A 21,288-nucleotide genomic window follows, 5' to 3' on the forward strand; every position below is an offset into this window, starting at 1 on the left:
GGCCCTCTATCACATCCCGAGTAATATCCAGTTATAATCAGTCATGCTCAAACGCTTCCTCTATATTCTTGCTGTCGCTTTCGCTCTCCAGATGAGTTGGGGAATTGCGAGCGCATATTGCTTGCATGAGAGCGGTAAAGCAAGTTTGCATTTTGGGCATCACCAGCACGAACACAAAACATCCAAAGATACTTGCTGTGGTTCTTCCTCTTCCAGTTCAAAGAAATCGGCTGTTCATCTTGACTGCCCATCGTGCTCGCATGGCTTGGTAGGCATGATCACTTGGGCTTCCAATTTCGAGGAGCCGTTGACGGCAATTCATTCCCCGCCGTTATTAGTTCGAGCATTACCCCCTCCCTATCCTGAATTACCTGAGCGCCCTCAGTGGCATGTTGCCGCCTAGTCCGGCGACATCGACTCATACACATCTTCGTATTTGTAGATCACCACTACAGGTGAGCGTGTCGTCGCCGGATTCTTCCCATTTCATTTTTTGGAGAATTCTATGCGACCATCATTTTTGCCGCTTGTGCTTGCTATCGTACTCGCATTTCCGCTGCAAGCGGCTGCACAGACGGAAGCACCGTCAGTTGCAACGGCAGCCCCAGCGGCTGCTCATAAAGGCGCTTCTGCATTGACATTGGCAGAAGCAATCAAACTCGCCTTTGAGGGCAACCCTGGGCTCCGGACAGCCATGCGTGATATTGATATCGCCGCTGGCGAATTGATCCAGGCGGGTACCCGACCTAACCCTGAGCTTTCCTTTGTTTCGGAGGGTCTAAAAAAAGAACAGAGGACACGAACTATACAATTCAGTCAACCGTTGGAGCTGGGTGGCAAACGTGCTGCCCGCATGGCGGCAGCGAGCCTCGGAGGGGATATTGCCTCTGCCGATCTGGCCGGGTACCGTACCTCGTTGCGCGCTGACGTCGTGACTGCTTTTTTCGACGTCGTAGCGGCTCAAGAGGGCTATCAACTTGCGCTTGTATCACAGCAACTTGCGCAGCGCGTCAGCGATGCAGCGGCGCGGCGTGTGATGGCAGGCAAGGTGTCACCGGTAGAGCAAACCCGGGCTCGTGTGGCGGAAGCAAGCAGCAAGATCGAACTCAATCAGGCTGCCAATGATCTGACGCTGTCCAAACGGCGTCTCGCTGCAACTTGGGGAAGCCAGACACCCCAGTTTGATTCCGTTGTCGCACTTGAAATGCCAGCACAGGCTATCCCTACCTCTAATGAATTGAATAATCGCCTTCCGACAGCCCCACAGACTCTCCGGGCACGTCTGGAAGTTGATCGCCAAGAGGCGTTGACTAAGGTAGAACGCAGCCGCAGGATTCCTGATGTAAATCTGATCGTTGGAACCCAGCGTGACGAACAACTTGGTCAAGTCGGGCCGCGTCGCACCATCTTGGGGCTATCGATTCCGTTGCCACTTTTCGATCGTAATCAAGGCAATGTCCTCGCAGCCTTGCGCCGAGCAGACAAAGCCAGAGATGAACTGAAGGCAGTAGAGAACAGATTGTCAGCGGAAGTTGCTGAGGCAACTGCACGCCTCAGTGTTGCGCAGTCCGAATTGACAATTTTGCGGACCGACATTCTGCCAGGAGCGCTGAGTGCATATGAGGCAGCTTCAAAAGGGTTTGAACTCGGAAAATTTAGCTTCCTTGATGTCCTTGATGCACAGCGCACACTTTTCCAGGCAAAAACTCAATATGTACGCGCGCTCGCTGAATCACATCGCTCCGCCGCCGACATCGATCGCATTATCGGACGCGTTGAATCGAATGGCACTTTGATTGCACCTGCGATCTCATATCAGGAAACAAAATGAAAACACCGAACATTGAAAAGAAATCGCTGCGCGCGATGATGGCGATCGTAGCAATCGGCGCTGTGCTGTTGGCCGCCATTTTATTTACTGGTAAATCCGGCGGCGCCCCGGAAGGGACGGACACTGAAACTTCCGCCAAGGCAGATGAAAAAGAGAAAGGCGTTGGAGGAGGCGCCGGCAAAGGCAGCCATGGCGGAAAATTGTTTGTCCAAGGGGCGACTACCGTTGAAGTCATCCTTGCAGAAGAGAAGGGAGAAGCTCGCCATCGCTTATGGCTCTACGAAAATGGCAAACCCGTTGCGCCGACTACCGCCACTGCGACCGAGCAAATCAAACGCGCTGACGGCCAGGTGATGAACTTTGAATTCGCAGTCGACAAAGATAGTTTGCTGGCCAAAGAGAGCATTGCCGAACCGCATATTTTTGATGCTCTCATTACTGTCCGTAAGGGCGGCGTCACGATCCCGATCAAGTTGCAAAGCGAGGAAGGCAAAATTGAGTTGACTGATGCTCAAATCAAGACTGCTGGGGTGATGGTAGCAAAATCCGGTACGGCGAGTATTAATAGTGCCTTTCAACTAGCTGGCGAAGTGCGCTTCAACGAAGACCGTACTGCACACATCGTGCCCCGTTTGCAAGGTGTAGTTGAAAGTGTGGCCGTCGACCTTGGTCAGCAGGTAAAGAAAGGACAAGTTCTAGCAATCATCGCCAGCACCGTTTTGTCTGAAATGCGCAGCGAATCGCTTGGTGCGCAAAAGCGCTTGGCGATGGCGAAATTGACCTACGACCGCGAGAAAAAATTGTGGGAAGGCAAAATTTCCGCAGAGCAGGATTATTTGCAAGCCCAGCAGGGGCTGCGCGAAGCGGAAATAGCTGCTCAGAACGCTTCTCAAAAAATCGCCGCCATTGGTGCCTCTGGTGCTAGTTCCGGTGCATTGAACCGCTTTGAACTGCGTGCGCCATTCGATGGTGCAATCATCGAAAAGCACATTACTTTAGGCGAATCTGTGGCCGCCGATGTGAACGTATTCACGATTGCGGATCTGTCAACGGTATGGGCAGAAATCATCGTTCCCGCCAAGGATCTCGGCACTGTGCGCGTTGGTACGAAAGCACTCGTCAAGGCAACCACGATGGATTCCGAGGCATCTGGTGTAGTTTCCTATGTGGGTTCGCTGCTTGGAGAACAGACACGCACGGCCAAAGCGCGAGTCACCCTGGCAAACCCGAAACTGGCCTGGCGCCCGGGCCTGTTCGTCAATGTCGACCTGACCTCCGATGAGCGCGAAGTACCTGTTGCGGTGGCCAGCGATGCAATCCAGACGGTTGAAGGTAGTCCAGCCGTGTATATCCGCATCGATGGCGGCTTTTTCGCTCAGCCAGTGGAGACCGGCCGCAGCGATGGGAAATACACCGAGATCGTAAAGGGTCTTGCTGCTGGTACTACGTATGCGGCAAAAGGTAGCTTCGTCCTCAAGGCGGAGCAGGGCAAAGACAGCGCCGAACATGCACATTAAGCCGGAGAAATCAAATGTTTGAACGCATAATCCGCTTTTCCATCGAGCATCGATGGTTGGTGATACTCGGTGTTATTGCCATGGTGGGTATTGGTATCTTCAGCTACCAAAAGCTGCCAATTGATGCCGTACCCGATATTACCAATGTCCAGGTTCAGATTAATACCTCAGCACCAGGGTATTCGCCGCTGGAAGTTGAACAACGTGTGACTTTTCCGATCGAAACAGTGATGGCCGGCTTGCCAAGTCTGGAGCAGACGCGCTCATTGTCGCGTTATGGCTTGTCGCAGATTACCGTCATCTTTAAAGATGGAACGGATATTTACTTCGCCAGGCAACTGGTCAACCAACGATTGCAGGAAGCGAAAGAACGCTTGCCTGAAGGCGTATCTCCGGTACTCGGTCCAATTTCAACGGGTTTGGGCGAAATTTATCTCTGGACAGTTGAGAGTGAGCCGAACGCAAAGAAGGCCGATGGCCAGCCTTACACGCCGACGGATTTGCGTGAAATCCAGGACTGGATCATCAAGCCGCAATTGCGCAACGTGACTGGGGTTACGGAAATCAACTCCATAGGTGGCTTTGCAAAGGAATATCACGTTACACCGAACCCGACAAAGCTGTCATCGTATGGCCTGACGTTTCAGGCCATCGTCACTGCGCTGGACGCGAACAACAACAATGTCGGTGCCGGTTATATTGAAAAACGTGGTGAACAGTTTCTGATCCGCGCTCCTGGCCAGGTAAAGTCGCTGGAGGATATGAGAAATATTATTCTCAATACCGTTCAAGGGGTACCGATTCGCATTCGTGATGTGGCCGAAGTCGAACTCGGGCGTGAACTGCGTACCGGTGCGGCGACCGATAACGGCCGCGAGGTTGTGTTGGGTACTGTCTTCATGCTGATTGGACAAAACAGTCGGATCGTCTCGCAAGCGGTAGACAAAAAAATGGCGGAGATTAACCGCACTTTGCCCGCTGGTGTCAAAGCCGTCACTGTTTATGACAGGACCGTGCTGGTTGACAAGGCAATCAATACCGTTAAGAAAAATCTGATGGAAGGCGCGGTACTGGTCATCGTCGTACTGTTCCTATTCCTTGGTAACATACGAGCTGCTCTGATCACCGCGATGGTCATTCCGCTGGCCATGCTGTTTACGTTCACGGGGATGGTAACTTATAAGGTCAGCGCGAACCTGATGAGTCTCGGCGCCCTTGACTTCGGCATCATCGTCGACGGAGCCGTTGTCATTGTAGAAAACTGCGTACGCCGTCTGGCTCATGCGCAAGCGCATCATCAACGCACATTGACTCGCGCGGAACGTTTTCATGAGGTATTTGCTGCGGCAAAAGAGGCACGTCGCCCATTGTTGTTCGGTCAGCTCATCATCATGATCGTCTATATTCCTATCTTCGCCCTGACCGGTGTGGAAGGAAAAATGTTCCATCCAATGGCATTTACCGTTGTCGCGGCACTTGTCGGCGCGATGATTCTGTCGCTCACTTTCATCCCGGCCGCTATCGCACTGTTTATCGGCAAGAATGTTGCTGAAAAAGAAAATCGCGTAATGGAGTTCGCCAAGCGCTTATACACGCCTTTGCTGGCCAAGGCGTTACTCAATAAAGCTGTCGTGGTAACCTCTGCAGTCGTGCTTATCGTACTGTCGGGTGCTGTCGCAAGTCGGATGGGGAGCGAGTTCATTCCCAATCTGAACGAAGGCGATTTTGCGATTCAGTCGTTGCGCATCCCGGGGACTAGCCTGACCCAGTCGATCGAAATGCAGAAACAGCTCGAAGCTGGTCTGAAGGCCAAGTTTCCGGAAATTGAGCGGGTCTTCGCGCGTACAGGTACTGCGGAAATTGCTTCTGACCCGATGCCGCCGAATATTTCAGACGGCTATGTGATGCTTAAGCCTGAAAAAGACTGGCCGAGTCCGAAAAAAACCCGCGCGCAAGTACTAGCGGCCGTACAAGCGGAGGCAGCCACTTACGCTGGCAACAGTTATGAGTTCTCACAGCCCATTCAGTTGCGCTTCAATGAACTCATTTCTGGGGTGCGTAGCGATGTCGCCGTCAAGATATTTGGCGACGATATGGACGTCCTGAATGCGACAGCGGCGCAAATCGCTGGTGTACTTTCTCGCATCCCCGGCGCGGCGGAGGTCAAGACCGAACAGACTTCCGGCCTGCCGATGCTCACTGTCAATATCGATAGGGAGAAGACTGCTCGCTATGGCCTCAATGTCGGCGCGGTTCAAGAAGCGTTGGCGATTGCTACAGGCGGAAGAAATGCCGGCACCGTGTTTGAGGGTGACCGCCGTTTCGACATCATCGTGCGGCTTCCGGAAGATCTGAGAACTGACTTGGAGGCACTCAAGCGCCTGCCTATTCCTTTGGCACGTTCTTCGGGAACGAACGGTGCGGCCGGGGAAGTTAGTTTCATCCCTCTCTCCGAAGTAGCCACCCTCGATTTTGCACCAGGTCCTAATCAGATCAGCCGGGAGGATGGCAAGCGACGCATCGTGGTGAGCGCGAATGTGCGTGGGCGCGATATTGGTACCTTCGTTCCCGAAGCGGAAAAACTGATTCAGAAGGAAGTCAAAATACCACCTGGTTACTGGATGATCTGGGGCGGGACTTTTGAACAACTGCAGTCAGCAACCCAGCGACTGCAACTGGTCGTGCCACTCGCATTATTCCTCGTGTTTACCTTGCTATTCGTGATGTTCAATAACGCCAAGGACGGCTTGATTGTGTTCACAGGCATTCCGTTTGCGCTGACAGGCGGCATTCTGGCGCTTTGGCTGCGCGATATTCCGCTCTCGATTTCCGCTGCAGTCGGTTTTATCGCCTTGTCTGGTGTGGCCGTGCTGAACGGTTTAGTGATGATCTCCTTTATCCGGACACTTCGCGATGAGGGCATGTCCTTAGACCAGGCAATCACGACGGGTGCGCTGACTCGTTTGCGACCAGTCTTGATGACTGCATTAGTGGCATCGCTGGGATTTATTCCGATGGCGATTGCGACCGGCACAGGTGCGGAAGTACAACAGCCACTTGCGACAGTCGTTATTGGGGGAATTATTTCATCGACGCTGCTAACGCTACTGGTCCTTCCGCTGCTTTATCGCTTAGCACATGGCAAGGATGAGGATGCTGAATCCGGTACTGTCCAGGAAAAAGATCAACTTCCTGCTTGATCCTCATATTGATTAACGACAATTGATAACAAACCGCCCAAGCATGGCATCGCTTGGGCGGAAAAAGAGCGACATAGACGTGGTCAGAAATCACAATACCGCTATGGGCACAGTAGAAAAGTATGATTTCGATAATACTGCATGTAATTATTATTTATTTTATTAAAAATGAAAATTATTAATTAATATTTTTAGAATTTCTTCTTGGTTAGCGCGATCAGAAGGTTGGCAGTAATTGAATTTTTTCAAAAAATATTGCGATTTAATTGTGCATTGATATGATGTATAGGGAAAGAGTTGGTGTATCAATGAAAAATGAAAGAGAATTTATAAAATATATCGGCGAAAAATTGTTGATATTGGCACTCGTTTTATTGTTGATTTTTGTTGTTTTTGATTCTGTGTCCTATTGGTTGCCGGATTTAAATTGGTTAATCACAAAAATTTTATAGAAATAAAATATTTGACAATCAAATAAAAATAATTTTTTGGTAAAGATGGGGGGGGAGTCATGCGTATATTATTGCTGGGAAGTGATATCTCATTTGCCGATAAGGTATTTGATAGCGCCTTGAAAAATGGCTGGAGGATCAATCATGTGAAAGACCTTATCGCAGCAAGATTGGCCTTGCTTGAGACGAGTTACTCTATTGTCCTAATCGATAATGATCTATCTTCGAAATTCGGGTTGAACCTGCTTCGAAATATGCGTGCTCAATATGACGTGACACCAGTACTCATAACAGCCGAATCCTGTAAGGTGAGTGAGCGTATAACTTGGATTGATTCTGGTGCAGACGATTATTTGCTGAAACCATTTGAATTTGATGAGCTGTGGGCGCGCGTACGCGCAGTAACCCGAAGAAGTGAGGGCCGTATGGTGCCTTTAATAACTTGGGGCGATATTGAAATTGACGTCGTAAAGCGTAGTGTAACGCGTGCTGGTAAGCCAGTCCGGCTTAGCGATCACGAATACCGGATCCTGCTAACCCTTATGCAGGGGAAGGGACATGTTGTTGGACATGAGCATCTAGAAGCAATGATGTATGACGGAGCTGCTACGATTGAAAGCAATACGCTAGCCGTGCATATTTGTCAGGTCCGACGCAAACTGGGTGCGGGCATTATTACTACCGCCTATGGCCAAGGATATTTAATGGCTAATCCATGCTAAAAATTCCTTTGGAGTTGAATGCGTTCTAAATACAAAATATAAAAATTAAAAAGCTATATAAATTTTAACATACATCTCACATATTAATTGAGATCTGAAATGAATGATGCGATTAAAAATTCTCCGATAGTAGAAAATAAACCAATTGAAAGCGTGGGGGCGCGCAATCTTACAGAGATGCCTGATTTTCATCTGGAGGTCACTTGGACAGTTTTGGGTACATCCGTTCTGACATTCTTGCTGCTCATGGGATTCGTGTTATGGATGCGGCTGTCGAGTCGTAGAAAAAAGTTGGTAAAGAAAGAAATTCTTCTACCGACTCGACATCCACGAAAGCGAAAACGGCGACGCCATTAAAACCATTGTGCAGTCCAAAATTTTAATAAATTAAAAGAAGGTTATATTTTGATGCTTCGCTTTCAATCAATGAGCTGGATTGAAGTCGCTTCTCACATTATTGATATGTTGATCGCCTATGCTTTGGCATTGCCAATTGGGTGGGACAGAGAGTCGGCAACAAATGGTGGCGCAGGTTTGCGGACATTTCCTATAGTTGCAATGGCCAGCTGCGGTTTTATTTTAATTGGAATCGGTGCGCTCGGTGAAAATTCACCACAGTTAGCGCAGGTCCTATACGGTTTGATTGTGGGGATTGGATTTATTGGTACCGGTACTATCTTCAAGAGTAGTAGCGAGATGCGCGGAAATACCACGGCATCGACAGTGTGGGTGACTGGCGCAATTGGCGCTGCAGTGGGATTTGCTTTGTACGATATCGCCGTGGTATTGAGTTTTGTAACTTTTTTGACACTACGTCTCAGAAAATTAAATACATGAATGATCATGAATGCCCATCATTACGAATATTTCTTGTGAAGTTTTATGTATAGTTATTTGTTAAAATTAATGAAGTTAAAATTATTATCAATAGTAAGATATTTTAAAATATATTTCGGAGTAAACTATGTTGGAACACATCAAAGCAAGTTTGACCGATGCTAAACAGGCCCTCGATACATTTCTAACCGACGAATCTGGGCTGCAGCGGGTAGAGCGTGCAGCAAATGTCTTGCTGGCTGCCTTTAATGGTGAAGGAAGGATATTCACATGTGGTAACGGAGGGTCCATGTGCGACGCGATGCATTTTGCAGAAGAGTTTACTGGGCGTTTCCGTAATGATCGATCTGGTCTGCCAGCAACAGCGATCAGTGACCCAAGCCATATGTCGTGTGTTGCAAACGATTTCGGATATGACCAGGTATTTTCTCGCTATCTGGAGGCGCATGGGCGTGAAGGAGATGTGCTGTTAGCCATCAGTACGAGCGGAAAAAGTCCGTCGATCATTATGGCTGTTACCAGCGCCCGCAATCTCCGAATGAAGGTAATTGGATTGACGGGCAAGGCGGGTTCGGAATTTGAGCCACTATGCGATGTTTGTATTTGTGCACCAGCTGGCCAATATGCAGACCGCGTGCAAGAGATGCATATTAAGATTATTCACATACTGATCGAATTGGTAGAGCGTTCGCGCTTTCCTGAAAACTACTAGTACATTTATGTGAAAATCCGGCCTCACTGGAATGCAGAGAATTTTTACCTGATGAGATAAAACTTGTCCTTGGTTTATACTGTTTTTTTACTTCCCCATCGTTAGGGATGGTTCTTAAAGACACTGTTTCAATAGCTGCGCGAAAGATGCGGTATCGGAAAATGTTAAGTACGACCGATGTTCCACAGCGCAAGCTCCATAATTCCTTTGACATGAAAGAATTAATCCATGAATGCAACTAAACATCCCGTTGAAGGCGGACCAGAAGATAACCAGCCTGACAAGGCTGCGCAAGCCTACGACCATCCTGGGCAGGTGGCAGCCGATCACCGCCCCAAGGATGAACATGCTGGCCACGACCATGCGCATGGTGGTGCTTTGGGTGAAAATGCGGAACTCATTTTTGCCGGTGTATCGGGCATCTTGCTGCTGGCAGGATGGGGGATCGAAAAATTCTCGTTCGGCCCAAGCTGGTTGCCTACTGCATCATTTGTTGCAGCGTATTTTTTCGGCGGATTTTTTACCGCCAAGGAAGCGATCGAGAATATCCGTGCGCGTCGTTTCGAAATTGACACTCTGATGCTGGTCGCTGCCGTGGGTGCTGCGGCATTGGGAAAATGGGCGGAAGGGGCTCTATTACTGTTTTTGTTTAGCCTTGGGCATTCGCTGGAGCATTATGCAATGGGGCGTGCACGTCGTGCGATCGAGGCATTGGCCAAGCTTGCTCCCGAAACGGCCAACGTACGCAGGAATGGGACGATGATTGAGCTTCCAGTGTCACAACTGCAGCTTGGCGATATCGTGATTGTCCGACCGAACGAACGCCTTCCTGCTGACGGTGTGGTGACCCGGGGTACCAGCAGTGTGAACCAGGCGCCAGTAACCGGCGAAAGCGTTCCCGTCGACAAGCAACCCGCTTCTGATCCTGCAGAGGCGGTGAAGGCTTTTGACAAGGTCGCAGCTGTAAACCGCGTGTTCGCAGGCACCATCAATGGTAGTGGCGTCATCGAGGTCATGGTGGCTCGGCGTGCGGATCAGTCGACGATGGCGCGCGTAGTCAAGATGGTTGCCGATGCAGAAACGCAGCGCTCACCGACACAGAATTTTACCGAAAAGTTTGAGCGTATCTTCGTGCCGGCAGTTCTTGTTCTGGTAACCATTCTGCTGTTTGCCGGAGTTGTGGTGGATGAACCTTTCTCGGACAGCTTTTACCGCGCCATGGCTGTCCTGGTTGCCGCAAGCCCATGTGCGTTGGCCATCTCCGTACCAAGTGCTGTATTGAGCGGTGTTGCAAGGGCAGCGCGGGGTGGTGTTCTGGTAAAAGGAGGAGCGCCGCTGGAAAATCTAGGCACGCTTACTTCAATTGCTTTTGATAAAACCGGCACTCTCACTGAAGGCAAGCCTAAGCTGACTGATGCTGTTGCAGCTGACGGGGCGACCGAACAGGAACTGTTATCAGTAGCTATGGCAATTGAGGAGCATAGTGACCATCCGCTGGCGTCCGCCGTGGTGGTCGGTGCAAAGGAACGACTAGGGAACTCCGTGATACCAGTGCAGGCGTCCGATATCAAGAGCATTACGGGGCGCGGGGTACAGGCGATGGTCGGTGAAGAACTCGTGTACATTGCCAAGCCGGTCTTTTTTTCGGAAACAGATGGAAATGTCCTGCCGGTGGACGTGCTCAACGCTGATCTGAAACTAGTGGAAGCAGGGCGTACGACCATGATTGTTCTTAAAGGGAAACGCTTTCTGGGAGTACTGGGCGTCATGGATACGCCTCGTCCAGTGGCAGGAGAGGTCATGGCGGCGCTGCGTGGTTTGGGTATCGATCGCCTGATCATGATTTCAGGCGATAATCAGCAAGTTGCCAATGCGGTTGCCAAAAGCGTAGGCTTAACTGAGGCGCGTGGCGACCTGATGCCAGAGCAAAAGGTCGAAGCGATCAAGGAACTTCGTGATAAGCACGGCAAAGTCGCCATGGTTGGCGATGGCGTCAACGATGCACCAGCTATGGCAAATGCAACAGTTGGAATCGCCATGGGCGCTGCGGGTTCGGACGTAGCGCTAGAAACGGCAGATGTTGCACTGATGGCAGACGACCTTGCACAATTACCCTTCGCCGTAGGACTGTCCAGGAGCACCAGTCGTATCATCAAGCAAAACTTGTGGGTCAGTTTGGGCGTCGTCGCAGTATTGATACCAGCCACCATAATGGGTTTGAACATTGGGACCGCGGTCATATTCCATGAAGGATCGACGTTGCTGGTTGTCATCAATGCATTACGTTTGCTGGTTTATGGTGATATTAAATCTGCAAAAACCATCGCGTAAAAAGAAAGGGCGCGCACCAGAGCTGAACGGTAGCGCGCCGAAATTTATTTTCTTAAATCCTCCCTCTTTGGCGCTATGCAGAGCCAATAAAGAACAAGGATTAACGCCGCAGCGAACCAGATCGACCATAACGTATGGCTCAGAAAATGGGCCCCGCGTAATTGCTGTGATATACCCATGGTCAACCCCACCGCAAAACCTGCTACGCCCGCAGGAATAGCCTTTTTTGGCTCGGCCGGTAGCCAAAAAACACATAACGAAATCAGCCACCGCCTGAAGCGTGTCCGGCAGGAAAACTATTTCCGGCTATAACGAAATCCGGCATAAATTCCAGAAGACGGTAATAAGGCACGGTGCCGCCAAATTGATCAATATCCCAAGGGCAGTGCGACCGGCTACTCCTCTTCAATAGACTGATAGTCGCAGGAACCAGTATCGACGATAAAATGACTAGTCGGATGCGGCGGTCGAATTTGGGTTTCCAAAACTTTCCCGGATACTTCCAGCCGATCATGGTTAGAATAGCAAAGAAAATAGCCAGTAAATTCAGTGAATTTTTAAGATATTTGTGTAACAGGCGTTCGGTCACCCATGAATTTCGCAACGGAAAAACCTGCTGTTGGGCGTCAAAGCTCAGTCCTGCTAGCCACATGTCGATATTAGCGGCCTGCCCCATCCATAATAGCAAGCCGGCGCTAACAGCTAAGAGGAGCAATGCCTTGGAGTATGCCTTACTCTGCATTGGTGCATCCGTTTAAGATATCAAGCTCTGGCTTGTAAACTGAGGTGCTTACGCCGAGCAATCCCAGTATCGAATGGAATACATTATCATGCGAGTAAGGCAAGGCGCGTCGCGCGTCCAGACAAGAACGTTTGAGTCGCAGTCTGTCTTGAAAGCCATCTGACATCCATATAAGCATCGGTACGTGGCGCTGTTCTATGGGGGATATAACAAAAGGCGTTCCAAAAAAACAACTTAAATGATATGTAAGAGAATGAATCAGTGGATAATAGTTAATTCGATGGCGGATGCCTGTATTCGATCAACCTTTTCCCAGCATCGCATAGAAAAATATCCGCGAAGTATACATCGTATATTCTTATCTCGAATATTAGATAGGAGGGGCACGAATTTCTGGATATTGCAGAAAAAATGAATTGGCTGTGCAAAGCTATTGCTTCTGGAACTAGCAAGTAATGTATAAGTCTGGCACGTAGATGTATGCTGCAAGCTACGGTTCGCGTAGCGGTTTGGCAGGCTGTTTGGCAGGCTTTAGCTACGCGAGTAACAAGCTACACTGTCGGGCTACATGCCACGTGCAAGGAAATAACATGTGCCGGTTAAACAGTTATCAGCTAGTTAGCATAAAGAGGATTTGATCCCACATATACGCGAACACCATGCGTTTTCATTTCGGCTGGTGCAATGGAGGATAGATCAAAATCATCTGTAGGGCGAAGAGTATCGAATAGCCAGGTAAACTGTTTTCCATCAGAGGTGAATGTAACGACATCTCCCTGCCTGACATTTACATATTTTGTAGATGGCAAAATTGTGACGCTACGTGTTACTGCTTGGGTTTGGACCGTGCTGCCAAGGTTGGTTTTAGCCATGACTTTACTCTGAGACTGAGCAGTGGCAATTAGCGGGCTGAGGGATGCAATCACAAACGCGGTGATGATTTTGGTTTTGATTAAGTTCATTTGATCTCCTGCCTCATGGTTGTGGTGAAAGAATCTTCGAATTCGGTGAGTTCATTTTATAGAAGTGATCGCACACCGGAATGGCCGAATCATTACATTTGCATTACAACAGTAAGCGTCAGCTACCCAATCTTTACCGCCATCAACGAGTGCGTGCAAAACCTGGGGAGATGACCTGATGCAACATTCGGCGGCATTCTTTTCGGTTCGGCATGATTGCGGTAATCTGACGGGTATCGCAACGGCGAGGGAGATGGTCATGCGTTTGATTATAGAGGCACGCATCGTTGACGGAGACGACGATACCAGCCGAGCAGACAATGCGGTTCTGGCGGTGATCGAGCGTCCCGACCATAGTCTTTCACAGCTGGGTCTCACGCTTTCCGAGGGGAGATCTCTTTTGGCCGAGGTGCAGCGCGCATTGGTGATGCAGCAAGTGGATTCATGGCTTGCCGGACAAATGCATTGCAGGTTTTGCGCCGCAGCCTTGCAGCACAAGGAAAGCCGGGCGCGTGTCGTGCGCACCGTATATGGCAAGGTGACCGTGCCGAGCCCGAGACTGTGGTCATGCAATTGCCATGGCGCGCCAAAACGTACGTTCAGTCCCTTGAGCGAGGCGCTGCCCGAACACACGACACCCGAGTTGAACTACCTCCAGGTCAAATGGGCTGCCCATCTGCCGTTCAGAGCGGCGACCGATTTGCTCAAAGAACTTTTGCCGCTGGATCAGGGCATCTCTTTCAGTGGCACCAGGAATCGGATCCACGTTGTTGGCAAGCTGCTCGATGCCGAAATCGAACGTGATATCGCCAGGCAGGTCGTCACAGAGCCCAGTGACAGTGAATCCGAGCATGTCGGCGCAGTCAGCGTGGATTCGGCCTGGCTTCGTCACACCGACTCCATTCGGGGTCTGGGTCGGCATGTGAATCTCGTCGTCGGCCGCGCGACTTTTGTCGACGGCGAGCCGCGTGTCTACGCCTACGTCCACAAGGAAGTCGCATCGGCGGCTGCACGGCTGGATCAGTTTCTCAGTCGTTGCGGCGTGGCGCCCAATCAGCGCGTGACGGTGATTAGCGACGATGCCGGCGAATTCAGCAAAGCCGTCAAAGGAAGCCAGCTCGCGCGCGGCCGTATCCTGGACTGGTTTCATATCGCGATGAAGTTTCAGGCGGCACTGAACTCGATTTCCGGCGAAAAGACCATCGACTCGCTTGGACACGAGTCGATGGAGCGTGATATTCGCGGCGCCAAATGGTTGGTCTGGCATGGCAAGGGCAGTAAGGCGGTGGCCAGAATCAAGGCACTTGATGACAGGCTGCTGTGCAGGGATGGTTACGAATTCTCAAGGCTGTGGTGGAATCTGCGTACCGTCAGCTGCTACATCCGCAACAACACCGATTCCCTGGTCAACTATGGTGCACGATATAGAAAAGGCCTGCCAATCAGCAGCAGCATCGCCGAATCGGCCGTGAATCTGGTCGTCAGCCAGCGCATGGCCAAGAAGCGCCAAATGCGCTGGACCGACGAAGGCGCGCACTGCCTTGCACAGGTCAGAGTCGCCGTTCTCAATGGCGAACTCTCGCCAGGCAGACTGCAAACTTTGATCGCGACCAGGCCGACTTCCGTCGCCTCTCGACAGTCTTGCGCCAATGGCAGCACATTTGAGCAGCAAGGATGATCTGTCAGCCTCCCCAGGTTTTGCACGCACTCTAAGGTATTTAACCTGGCGCACCAAGATTGGCACGTCACGGCCGGCGTTGATCAAATCGAAGGCCGCGTTGTTGGCGCCGCTCTTGTCCATCGCGACTTTGTCTGGATCGCCGTTAGCTCAGATGGCCTTGTCGAAGAAGCGCTTCGCTGCCGCCATGTCACGCTTGGCCGTGAGCAGTAAGTCGACGCTCTTGCCCTGCTTGTCGACAGCGCGGTACAGGTATTTCCAGACGCCCTTGACCTTGATGTACGTCTCATCCATTCGCCAGCTGCCACCGACCGGGCGCTTGTGTTTGCGGACCATCTTCTCGATCTGCGGAAGAAATCGGACCGCCCATTTGCTAATCGATGAATGGTCTACCGACAAGCCGCGCTCCTCCATCATTTCTTCCACGTGCCGGTAGCTCAGCGGGTAGGCCACGTACCAACGAATGCAGACAAGGAGCAGATCGATCGGAAAGCGCATCCTCTTGAAGTGGAGCACATCGAGTCGTTCAAGATTAAGCACCGTAGTTTTCCTGATCGGCCATCGACGGTTTGCTAATGCGACAGGACCAATTCAAGTCCGTCGTTCACAATGAGAAACATAGATTTTCTTGAGCTATGCCAACGCAAGCGGCTTGATTGCTTCGGCGATGGCTTTGCCAGCGGATATTTCGGCCATACGCAGATCATACGCACTTTGGAGATTCAACCATCCTTGTGCCTCACTGCCAAAATAGCGCTCCAAGCGAAGTGCCGTATCAGCGGAGACGCCGCGCTCACCTTTGGTGATCTCGCTGAGGCGAGAGTACGGAACGTGCAGGGCCAGAGACACAGCGCGCACGCTGACGCCCATGGGCTTAATGTAGTCCTCGACCAAAATTTCGCCTGGGTGGATAGGACGCATACCATTTTTGAACATAATGCCCTCCGTGGCTGTTCAGGTTTTTCTATGCGGGGCTAGGCCCCGCTCAGTGTGGGTCTTCGATCAGCACTTCATAAGGGCCGCTATCACCCCACTTGAAGGTCAGACGCCATTGGTCGTTAATCCGCACATGCCAAGCGCCGTCGTACTCTTTCAGGTCGTTACCCGGCGGCGCCTTCATGAAATTCACCGAGGGAGCCGCGTCGAGCTGGGCCAGCTTGCGCTCGGCTACGTTCTTAATGTTGACGAATCGGCGACTCCTGCCTGTGGTGAACAGGGCTTGCGTGTCGGGACAAGCGAAGGATTGAATTGGCATGTTTTCATATTATCCGTTATCCGGTTAACAGTCAACAAAACGCAAGAATTTTCCTCGTTACATTTAGTTGGACGGCTGAAGCATTTGGGGGGAAGCCTACCAAAAAATTTAACTCCTGTTCACTTGATTCCATCGGCCTGGCCCGCACGGGCCACGCGGCCTGGCGTTTCTCGCTCCCAACTCTCGATCAGATCGATCGCGTCCTGTTCCGTGTAGCCCATGGTCGTGTCGACGCTGGCATGGCCCAGCGACGTGGCCACGCTTCGCAGATCCTGACCCGACAAGAGCGACGTCATCGCGAACGTATGCCGCAGCCAGTGTGCCGATACTCGATCCAGGTGCGCGGCGCTTGCGCCATCGCCGGCCTGCTCCAGCAGAAGGACTGCATCCCGTATCCGGCCTTTGATGATGCCATGCAGTCCTTGCCGGCTCCCCACGTCGCGCCATTCACCAAACAGCCGTCGGTCCGACGCGCTCTTGATCCGGCTCCCGCTCTCCCTTTTTTTGGTGCGCACGGACAGCACAAGCCCATACTGCTGGGGGTTCGGTCCAGGCATCGGATCCAGTCCGAACGCGCGCCGGTAGGCAATAAAAGCTTCCAGGAACGCCACGCTCACCGGTACCGTGCGCTGTTTGCCGCCCTTGGCCGTCTCTGCCTTGACCGTCATGGCCCAATAGGTGTTGCCGCTGTTGGGGTTGTACAGCAACCCGACGGCATCCATTTTAGCCCCGATGAGTTCCGACGCCCTCAGTCCCGACTCGCGCAGGCAAATGAAGATGAAGCAGTCGCGCACGTAAATCTGATGGTCTTTCTGGGTTGGCTGCGGCGCCTCCGCCATCACCTGCAGCACCAGGTCAAACAAATCATCCCCCACGGCGCGTTTTTTGTCCAAGCGGCGCTGCTTCGGCGCTTGGACGAGCGCCATCGGATCGAGGCGCAGATAGCCGGTGCGATGCAGGGCACTGAACATGGCCTTGGTAAAGCGCATGATGTCGGACTGGGTGCTGACGCCGGGCTGCTTCTGGAACGGTGAGTAGTCTGGCGCACCAGGTGCGATATTGATAGTACGCAAGGACGAAGCAGGCAGCTGCGCGAGGTAGTTGCGGAAGGCTTTCACATCTTGCAGGGTCCAGGTCGACGGCGGGCGTCCCAGTTCGCGCTCGCAGTACCAGCGCAGCTTGGCCAGGTGGTAGCGGTAGGTTTTGAGCGTTTCATTGGAACCGCTTCTGCTGTTGTCGGCCACCGCGGCCAGCCACACATTGATCGCTTCCCAGTCGTTGGCGACGGGCCCCAGGCTGTGCACCGGCTGGGGGGCGGCGACCGCGAGCTGGCCGGCGCCGTGGGCGTAGGGCGTCAGTCCAGTCATCGTGCAGGCGCTCCTTTGCTGAACGCCATTTGCCGGTACATGTCCACTTGCTGCTCCTTGTCCTTGAGTTGTTGCTCCAGCTGCGCGCAGCGTTCTTTGGCCCCGCGCGTTTCTCCGCGCACGCCATCGATGGCCTGCATGGCAAACTGCCGGCTGCCATGCAGTTCTTCCGCCATCGCGCCCAGCGCCGCCGCCTGGTCCTTGACGTTCTGGTACAGCGCCGCCAGCTCGCGCGCACGCTCCTCTGCCTGGGTGGCGGCAGCTTGCACCTCGAGCGCCATCCGGGCGGCCTGCGCCCGCGTTTCATTTAAATCCTCTTCGGTGACGGCGAGACGCTCGCGCAGATAGTCGTTGTGGGCTTGCAAGCCGGCCGAACGATCCTGGCCTGCGAACGCCCGATCCTGTTGATCCAGTCGCGCTGACAGGTGGTGCAGCAAGCTGATGATCTGCTGGAGCTCGAGTCCGGTTTCCCGCGCCGGCGCCGGTGCTGGCACCGATGGCGCTGCCTCAGCTGCCGGCAGTGGCGTTGCCGCAGCGATGCCGACGGCCACCGCGCGGCTTTTCAGCTCATGCTCAAGCAAGTTTTTTTCGGTCTCGAGCGTGGTCGTTGACGGCGTGCGCTCGGGCGCGTACGCCTGCAGCAGCTTGCGATAGGTCCCTGCGCTGTAGATGCGCCCGGTCGCGTGGTGCACCGCCCGTAGAAAATCGTGCACGAACGGACGATGCTGGCGGGGGTTGTTGGCGTGACGGGTACGCATATCGCCCAGTTGCATCACCAGGCTGCGCGCCTCATCGTCGGTGAGCGCAAAACGCGGCCGGCCGGCGTTGCGCGGCAGCGATGCCGGTGCTGGCGGCGGTGGGAACAGCGGGTCTGATGGTGGTTGCATGGTGCGCGCAATTGATCGGGTGGGCCAGCGCGGACATCACGGCGGCGTGGGTGAAAAAGAGCATAGCACGACCAGCCAGACAGCGGTATTTAAACCGGTATTTTTCATGCATAAACGTACCTGTAATTTACCCTATAATACTTAGCCTATATTAAGTATTGTAGATAGGAAGGATCGCTTCTGGGGAAATTATGGCGTACACCGACATCATTCGGAGGTGTTTTGCGACATCATCTGTCGCCAAACAATACGGTCTCACATCAGACCATACGCTTCGACATGATCTAAAATAGTTGGACGTCGGCTTCTATAATCAACATCGATCTATTGGCGAAAAATAATAAAGATTGATAAAAAGTAAAAATTGGCACAAAGCGTCACGCTTGATCGCTGACTGTTTCAGCGTCCTGGTACATTGGACGTTCATTTTGGCTCCATGTAGCCCTGCTCAGGCTTACCCGCGTATTGACCATTTTGTCGGTGTCATGTTGGGCAGCGCGCAGCGCGAGTTGGATCAATGCATCATAAACAACACATTGCTTTCACCGACCAACCCACTTGTAGAACAACCGACACGTTACAACGTTAGAACAATGTCCTGGCCACCGGCCTCCTCCACAGCAGGGGCGACAAGATTAGCTGTACAGCTAATCTGCAAATTTCAGCTAAATTAGGTATTTGCTTTATATTAGCTGTGCAGCTAATATAGGACATATGGATAACAAATATATTTCTCTATTGCACGATTTCACTCGCACTCTGCGGAGTACTACTGGCTTCCATGCAGGCCATGAAACACTCGAGGTGCCATTTGGCGATCGCCGTCAAAACGCACAGCTGGATGCATTGCTGGAAACAACTACGCCGGACGGGCGCACCTGCGTATTGGCCATCGAGATGAAACGCATAGCCTATCCACGCGATGTCCGTATGGCCATCAGCCACCTGATGGCGTATCGCACTACAGCCCCTCATGACACGCAAGTTGAACTGTGCTTGGTCGCAGAAACGATCAGCCCAGGTTCACGCGACGCTCTGCGCAAAGCGGGCATCAACTATTACGATCAAAGCGGAACGCTGTATTTCAGACATCAGACGTGGTTAGTGGATATTGAACGCGCACCGCTACGACCAGCGCGTAAAAAGGAGATCGCGCTGTTTAGCGGGGCACGTGAACAGGTCATCCATGCCCTACTCCACCACTGGTATAGCAAACATGATGAGGGGTACCTATCTGGATCGGAGCTCGCTTTGCTCGCACAGACATCGACCTATACCGTGTCGAGCACGATGCAGGCCTTAGAGCAGCTTGACTTCGTCGAATCCAAAGGTGCTGGCCCTAGTCAGCGCCGCCGCCTGCGTGATCCTGCTGCACTCCTCGATGCATGGGCCGAGGAATGGTCCCGGCGGCGGGAAGTGAAGACACGATGGTACACGTATGCGCACAAGGGGAACATCACCGATCAGGTCATTGAAGGATTCGTCGAACACGCCCAGCAGGAATGGGCGCTCACCGGGGCCGCTGCCGCCAACACCATCGTACCGCGGTTGACCAACGTTGATCGGGTGGAAGTCATCGTTCAGCCAGGCGAGGCGGAGCAGCTGGCGTCTGCAATGGGGCTGTCTCAAGCGGAAAAAGGCGCCAACGTAGTGATGATCGAACGAACCGGCGCGTCATTCCTGTTCCTGGACGAGCATCCTGAACGCCCACACTCCCGCTTTGCCAGCCGATTCATACAGTATCTGGATCTTCTCAACGGCTACGGCCGCAACAAAGAGCTCGCGGAAGAGTTCCGCACACAAGCGCTTAAAATAGGAAGCAGCAAATGAACACGAAACATAAGACCGCGGCACAGTACAGCACCGTTCACACCACGGCGTGTGAGATCGCATTTGTCGCACTGCTGCGCGCATTTGGTGCATTGAAGAAAGATTTGCGGCTGGTGGGGGGCTTGGTTCCGCGCTATTTGATTCCGTCACAGCCGCCGGAAATTCCGGAGCACGCCGGCACGACGGACGTAGACGTCGTTCTCAACATTACGGTACTCGCCGCGAAAGGCACTTACGATAAGCTGAAGCGGCAACTGAAAGACGGAGGATTCGTCCGATATCAACCTGACCCAAAAGGTCCGGTGAGTTCCTGGCAATGGGTATACGACACCGGCGGCATACCTATTGTCGTTGAATTCCTACAACACACGGACGACCCGGGCCAGAGTTCCTTTCTCATGGAAATTGATGGCGAGGATGTATCCGCGTGCCAGATCCTGTATGCCGGTATCGCACATGACTGGTTTGAAGAAAAGGAAATCGTTGTCGAACTTCCCAACAACGGCGGGATGGTCAAGGAGACTATCCGCTACGCAGATGCGGTTGCCTTCATCATCTTGAAGGCGCTCGCTTTCAGTTCCCGTCATGAACGCAAAGATGCCGCGGACCTTATCCATGTCATGCGCTACTCGGGCAGCATCGAATCCCTCGCTAGCAAATTCGTCGAACGCCTAGCCAGTGGGCTCCATGCTGACGCCATTGAGCACGCACTAGTGGTACTGATGGAAAACTTCTGCGACGAGCCAGATATTCCTGGTTATCGCAAAGATGGTCCATCGGCCGTGGCCAACTTCCACGGACTGCAGGACGTCGATGACGAGACACGTATCCGTGAGCAGCGCAACGTCAGCGGTATGATGGACCATTTCCTAAAGCAAGTGTCAAAACAGCGTGAAAATGGCGCCGCTGAATGATGAAGGCATCGCTTTATTGGCATGATCGTTATACGATCTAGCTTACGGGGC

At 52.4% G+C, this 21,288-nt stretch carries 17 protein-coding genes and 1 pseudogene; 10 read left to right on the forward strand and 8 right to left on the reverse strand.

What is annotated here, in order from left to right; translation table 11 throughout:
- Positions 1 to 505 precede the first annotated feature (505 nt).
- The 7 genes from K0F85_RS24160 (at position 506) to K0F85_RS24190 (ending at position 11,602) form a co-directional block, all read left to right on the forward strand.
- Positions 506 to 1,831, forward strand: a complete 1,326-nt coding sequence (locus tag K0F85_RS24160; RefSeq protein WP_071654388.1) for a TolC family protein — start codon at positions 506 to 508, stop codon at positions 1,829 to 1,831.
- The gene (locus K0F85_RS24165) at positions 1,828 to 3,348 is read left to right on the forward strand and encodes an efflux RND transporter periplasmic adaptor subunit (protein WP_070289055.1); all 1,521 of its coding nucleotides are present in this window, start codon (positions 1,828 to 1,830) and stop codon (positions 3,346 to 3,348) included. Before K0F85_RS24160 ends, K0F85_RS24165 begins: the two co-directional genes overlap by 4 nt.
- Before the next feature lie 14 nt (positions 3,349 to 3,362).
- On the forward strand, positions 3,363 to 6,548 hold the full coding sequence (locus K0F85_RS24170) for a CusA/CzcA family heavy metal efflux RND transporter (RefSeq protein WP_070289056.1): 3,186 nt from the start codon (positions 3,363 to 3,365) through the stop codon (positions 6,546 to 6,548).
- Between the two features lie 511 nt (positions 6,549 to 7,059).
- Entirely contained in the window at positions 7,060 to 7,722 is a 663-nt protein-coding gene (locus tag K0F85_RS24175) for a response regulator transcription factor (RefSeq protein WP_071650237.1), read from the forward strand.
- 426 nt (positions 7,723 to 8,148) lie between these two features.
- Positions 8,149 to 8,559: an MgtC/SapB family protein gene (locus tag K0F85_RS24180; protein ID WP_217494206.1), complete on the forward strand. Its 411-nt coding sequence runs from the start codon at positions 8,149 to 8,151 to the stop codon at positions 8,557 to 8,559.
- Positions 8,560 to 8,686: 127 nt separating this feature from the next.
- On the forward strand, positions 8,687 to 9,271 hold the full coding sequence (locus K0F85_RS24185) for an SIS domain-containing protein (protein WP_071650239.1): 585 nt from the start codon (positions 8,687 to 8,689) through the stop codon (positions 9,269 to 9,271).
- Positions 9,272 to 9,499: 228 nt separating this feature from the next.
- Positions 9,500 to 11,602: a heavy metal translocating P-type ATPase gene (locus tag K0F85_RS24190; protein ID WP_083287605.1), complete on the forward strand. Its 2,103-nt coding sequence runs from the start codon at positions 9,500 to 9,502 to the stop codon at positions 11,600 to 11,602.
- Positions 11,603 to 11,864: 262 nt separating this feature from the next.
- On the opposite strand, the gene K0F85_RS24195 is transcribed toward K0F85_RS24190, so the two are convergent.
- The 3 genes from K0F85_RS24195 to K0F85_RS24200 all read right to left on the reverse strand — a co-directional run bounded on the left by K0F85_RS24195 (position 11,865) and on the right by K0F85_RS24200 (position 13,306).
- On the reverse strand, positions 11,865 to 12,344 hold the full coding sequence (locus K0F85_RS24195; protein ID WP_083287606.1) for a hypothetical protein: 480 nt from the start codon (positions 12,342 to 12,344) through the stop codon (positions 11,865 to 11,867).
- Entirely contained in the window at positions 12,334 to 12,633 is a 300-nt protein-coding gene (locus tag K0F85_RS29240) for a sulfatase-like hydrolase/transferase (protein WP_374198813.1), read from the reverse strand. The genes K0F85_RS24195 and K0F85_RS29240 overlap by 11 nt, the downstream gene beginning before the upstream one ends.
- A 325-nt stretch (positions 12,634 to 12,958) precedes the next feature.
- On the reverse strand, positions 12,959 to 13,306 hold the full coding sequence (locus K0F85_RS24200) for a CzcE family metal-binding protein (protein WP_071650240.1): 348 nt from the start codon (positions 13,304 to 13,306) through the stop codon (positions 12,959 to 12,961).
- A gap of 259 nt (positions 13,307 to 13,565) precedes the next feature.
- On the opposite strand from K0F85_RS24200, the gene K0F85_RS24205 reads away from it, so the two are divergent.
- Complete coding sequence (locus tag K0F85_RS24205; RefSeq protein ID WP_175445163.1) at positions 13,566 to 14,984, forward strand: ISKra4 family transposase; 1,419 nt, start codon at positions 13,566 to 13,568, stop codon at positions 14,982 to 14,984.
- A 33-nt stretch (positions 14,985 to 15,017) separates the two neighbouring features.
- On the opposite strand, the pseudogene K0F85_RS24210 reads toward K0F85_RS24205, so the two are convergent.
- From K0F85_RS24210 to K0F85_RS24230, 5 genes and pseudogenes are all read right to left on the reverse strand, one after another.
- Positions 15,018 to 15,482, reverse strand: a pseudogene (locus K0F85_RS24210) (IS6 family transposase); the annotation flags it as partial.
- A 135-nt stretch (positions 15,483 to 15,617) separates the two neighbouring features.
- On the reverse strand, positions 15,618 to 15,920 hold the full coding sequence (locus K0F85_RS24215) for a HigA family addiction module antitoxin (RefSeq protein WP_070289058.1): 303 nt from the start codon (positions 15,918 to 15,920) through the stop codon (positions 15,618 to 15,620).
- Positions 15,921 to 15,969: 49 nt separating this feature from the next.
- On the reverse strand, positions 15,970 to 16,239 hold the full coding sequence (locus K0F85_RS24220) for a type II toxin-antitoxin system RelE/ParE family toxin (protein WP_070223560.1): 270 nt from the start codon (positions 16,237 to 16,239) through the stop codon (positions 15,970 to 15,972).
- A 119-nt stretch (positions 16,240 to 16,358) separates the two neighbouring features.
- Positions 16,359 to 17,606: a tyrosine-type recombinase/integrase gene (locus K0F85_RS24225; RefSeq protein WP_070289059.1), complete on the reverse strand. Its 1,248-nt coding sequence runs from the start codon at positions 17,604 to 17,606 to the stop codon at positions 16,359 to 16,361.
- Entirely contained in the window at positions 17,603 to 18,493 is an 891-nt protein-coding gene (locus K0F85_RS24230; protein ID WP_070289060.1) for a hypothetical protein, read from the reverse strand. The genes K0F85_RS24225 and K0F85_RS24230 overlap by 4 nt, the downstream gene beginning before the upstream one ends.
- 714 nt (positions 18,494 to 19,207) lie before the next feature.
- On the opposite strand from K0F85_RS24230, the gene K0F85_RS24235 reads away from it, so the two are divergent.
- Entirely contained in the window at positions 19,208 to 20,323 is a 1,116-nt protein-coding gene (locus K0F85_RS24235; protein WP_219118429.1) for a type IV toxin-antitoxin system AbiEi family antitoxin, read from the forward strand.
- Positions 20,320 to 21,237 carry a hypothetical protein gene (locus tag K0F85_RS24240; RefSeq protein WP_219118430.1) on the forward strand — a complete coding sequence of 306 codons (918 nt, stop codon included), beginning with the start codon at positions 20,320 to 20,322 and terminating at the stop codon, positions 21,235 to 21,237. The genes K0F85_RS24235 and K0F85_RS24240 overlap by 4 nt, the downstream gene beginning before the upstream one ends.
- Positions 21,238 to 21,288 lie beyond the last annotated feature (51 nt).

The sequence above is a fragment of the Janthinobacterium sp. UMAB-56 genome (assembly GCF_900095265.1).
Lineage (GTDB): Bacteria > Pseudomonadota > Gammaproteobacteria > Burkholderiales > Burkholderiaceae_D > Janthinobacterium.

Bases quoted from the DNA above. Each gene is read 5' to 3' on its own strand.
- K0F85_RS24170 (WP_070289056.1), top strand. From the start codon at position 3,363: ATGTTTGAACGCATAATCCGCTTTTCCATCGAGCATCGATGGTTGGTG.
- K0F85_RS24215 (WP_070289058.1), bottom strand. From the start codon at position 15,920: ATGTTCAAAAATGGTATGCGTCCTATCCACCCAGGCGAAATTTTGGTC.
- K0F85_RS24240 (WP_219118430.1), top strand. From the start codon at position 20,320: ATGAACACGAAACATAAGACCGCGGCACAGTACAGCACCGTTCACACC.
- K0F85_RS24220 (WP_070223560.1), bottom strand. From the start codon at position 16,239: ATGCCAATTCAATCCTTCGCTTGTCCCGACACGCAAGCCCTGTTCACC.
- K0F85_RS24200 (WP_071650240.1), bottom strand. From the start codon at position 13,306: ATGAACTTAATCAAAACCAAAATCATCACCGCGTTTGTGATTGCATCC.
- K0F85_RS24165 (WP_070289055.1), top strand. From the start codon at position 1,828: ATGAAAACACCGAACATTGAAAAGAAATCGCTGCGCGCGATGATGGCG.
- K0F85_RS24190 (WP_083287605.1), top strand. From the start codon at position 9,500: ATGAATGCAACTAAACATCCCGTTGAAGGCGGACCAGAAGATAACCAG.
- K0F85_RS24180 (WP_217494206.1), top strand. From the start codon at position 8,149: ATGAGCTGGATTGAAGTCGCTTCTCACATTATTGATATGTTGATCGCC.
- K0F85_RS24235 (WP_219118429.1), top strand. From the start codon at position 19,208: ATGGATAACAAATATATTTCTCTATTGCACGATTTCACTCGCACTCTG.
- K0F85_RS24195 (WP_083287606.1), bottom strand. From the start codon at position 12,344: ATGCAGAGTAAGGCATACTCCAAGGCATTGCTCCTCTTAGCTGTTAGC.
- K0F85_RS24185 (WP_071650239.1), top strand. From the start codon at position 8,687: ATGTTGGAACACATCAAAGCAAGTTTGACCGATGCTAAACAGGCCCTC.
- K0F85_RS24175 (WP_071650237.1), top strand. From the start codon at position 7,060: ATGCGTATATTATTGCTGGGAAGTGATATCTCATTTGCCGATAAGGTA.
- K0F85_RS24230 (WP_070289060.1), bottom strand. From the start codon at position 18,493: ATGCAACCACCATCAGACCCGCTGTTCCCACCGCCGCCAGCACCGGCA.
- K0F85_RS24225 (WP_070289059.1), bottom strand. From the start codon at position 17,606: ATGACTGGACTGACGCCCTACGCCCACGGCGCCGGCCAGCTCGCGGTC.
- K0F85_RS24160 (WP_071654388.1), top strand. From the start codon at position 506: ATGCGACCATCATTTTTGCCGCTTGTGCTTGCTATCGTACTCGCATTT.
- K0F85_RS24205 (WP_175445163.1), top strand. From the start codon at position 13,566: ATGCGTTTGATTATAGAGGCACGCATCGTTGACGGAGACGACGATACC.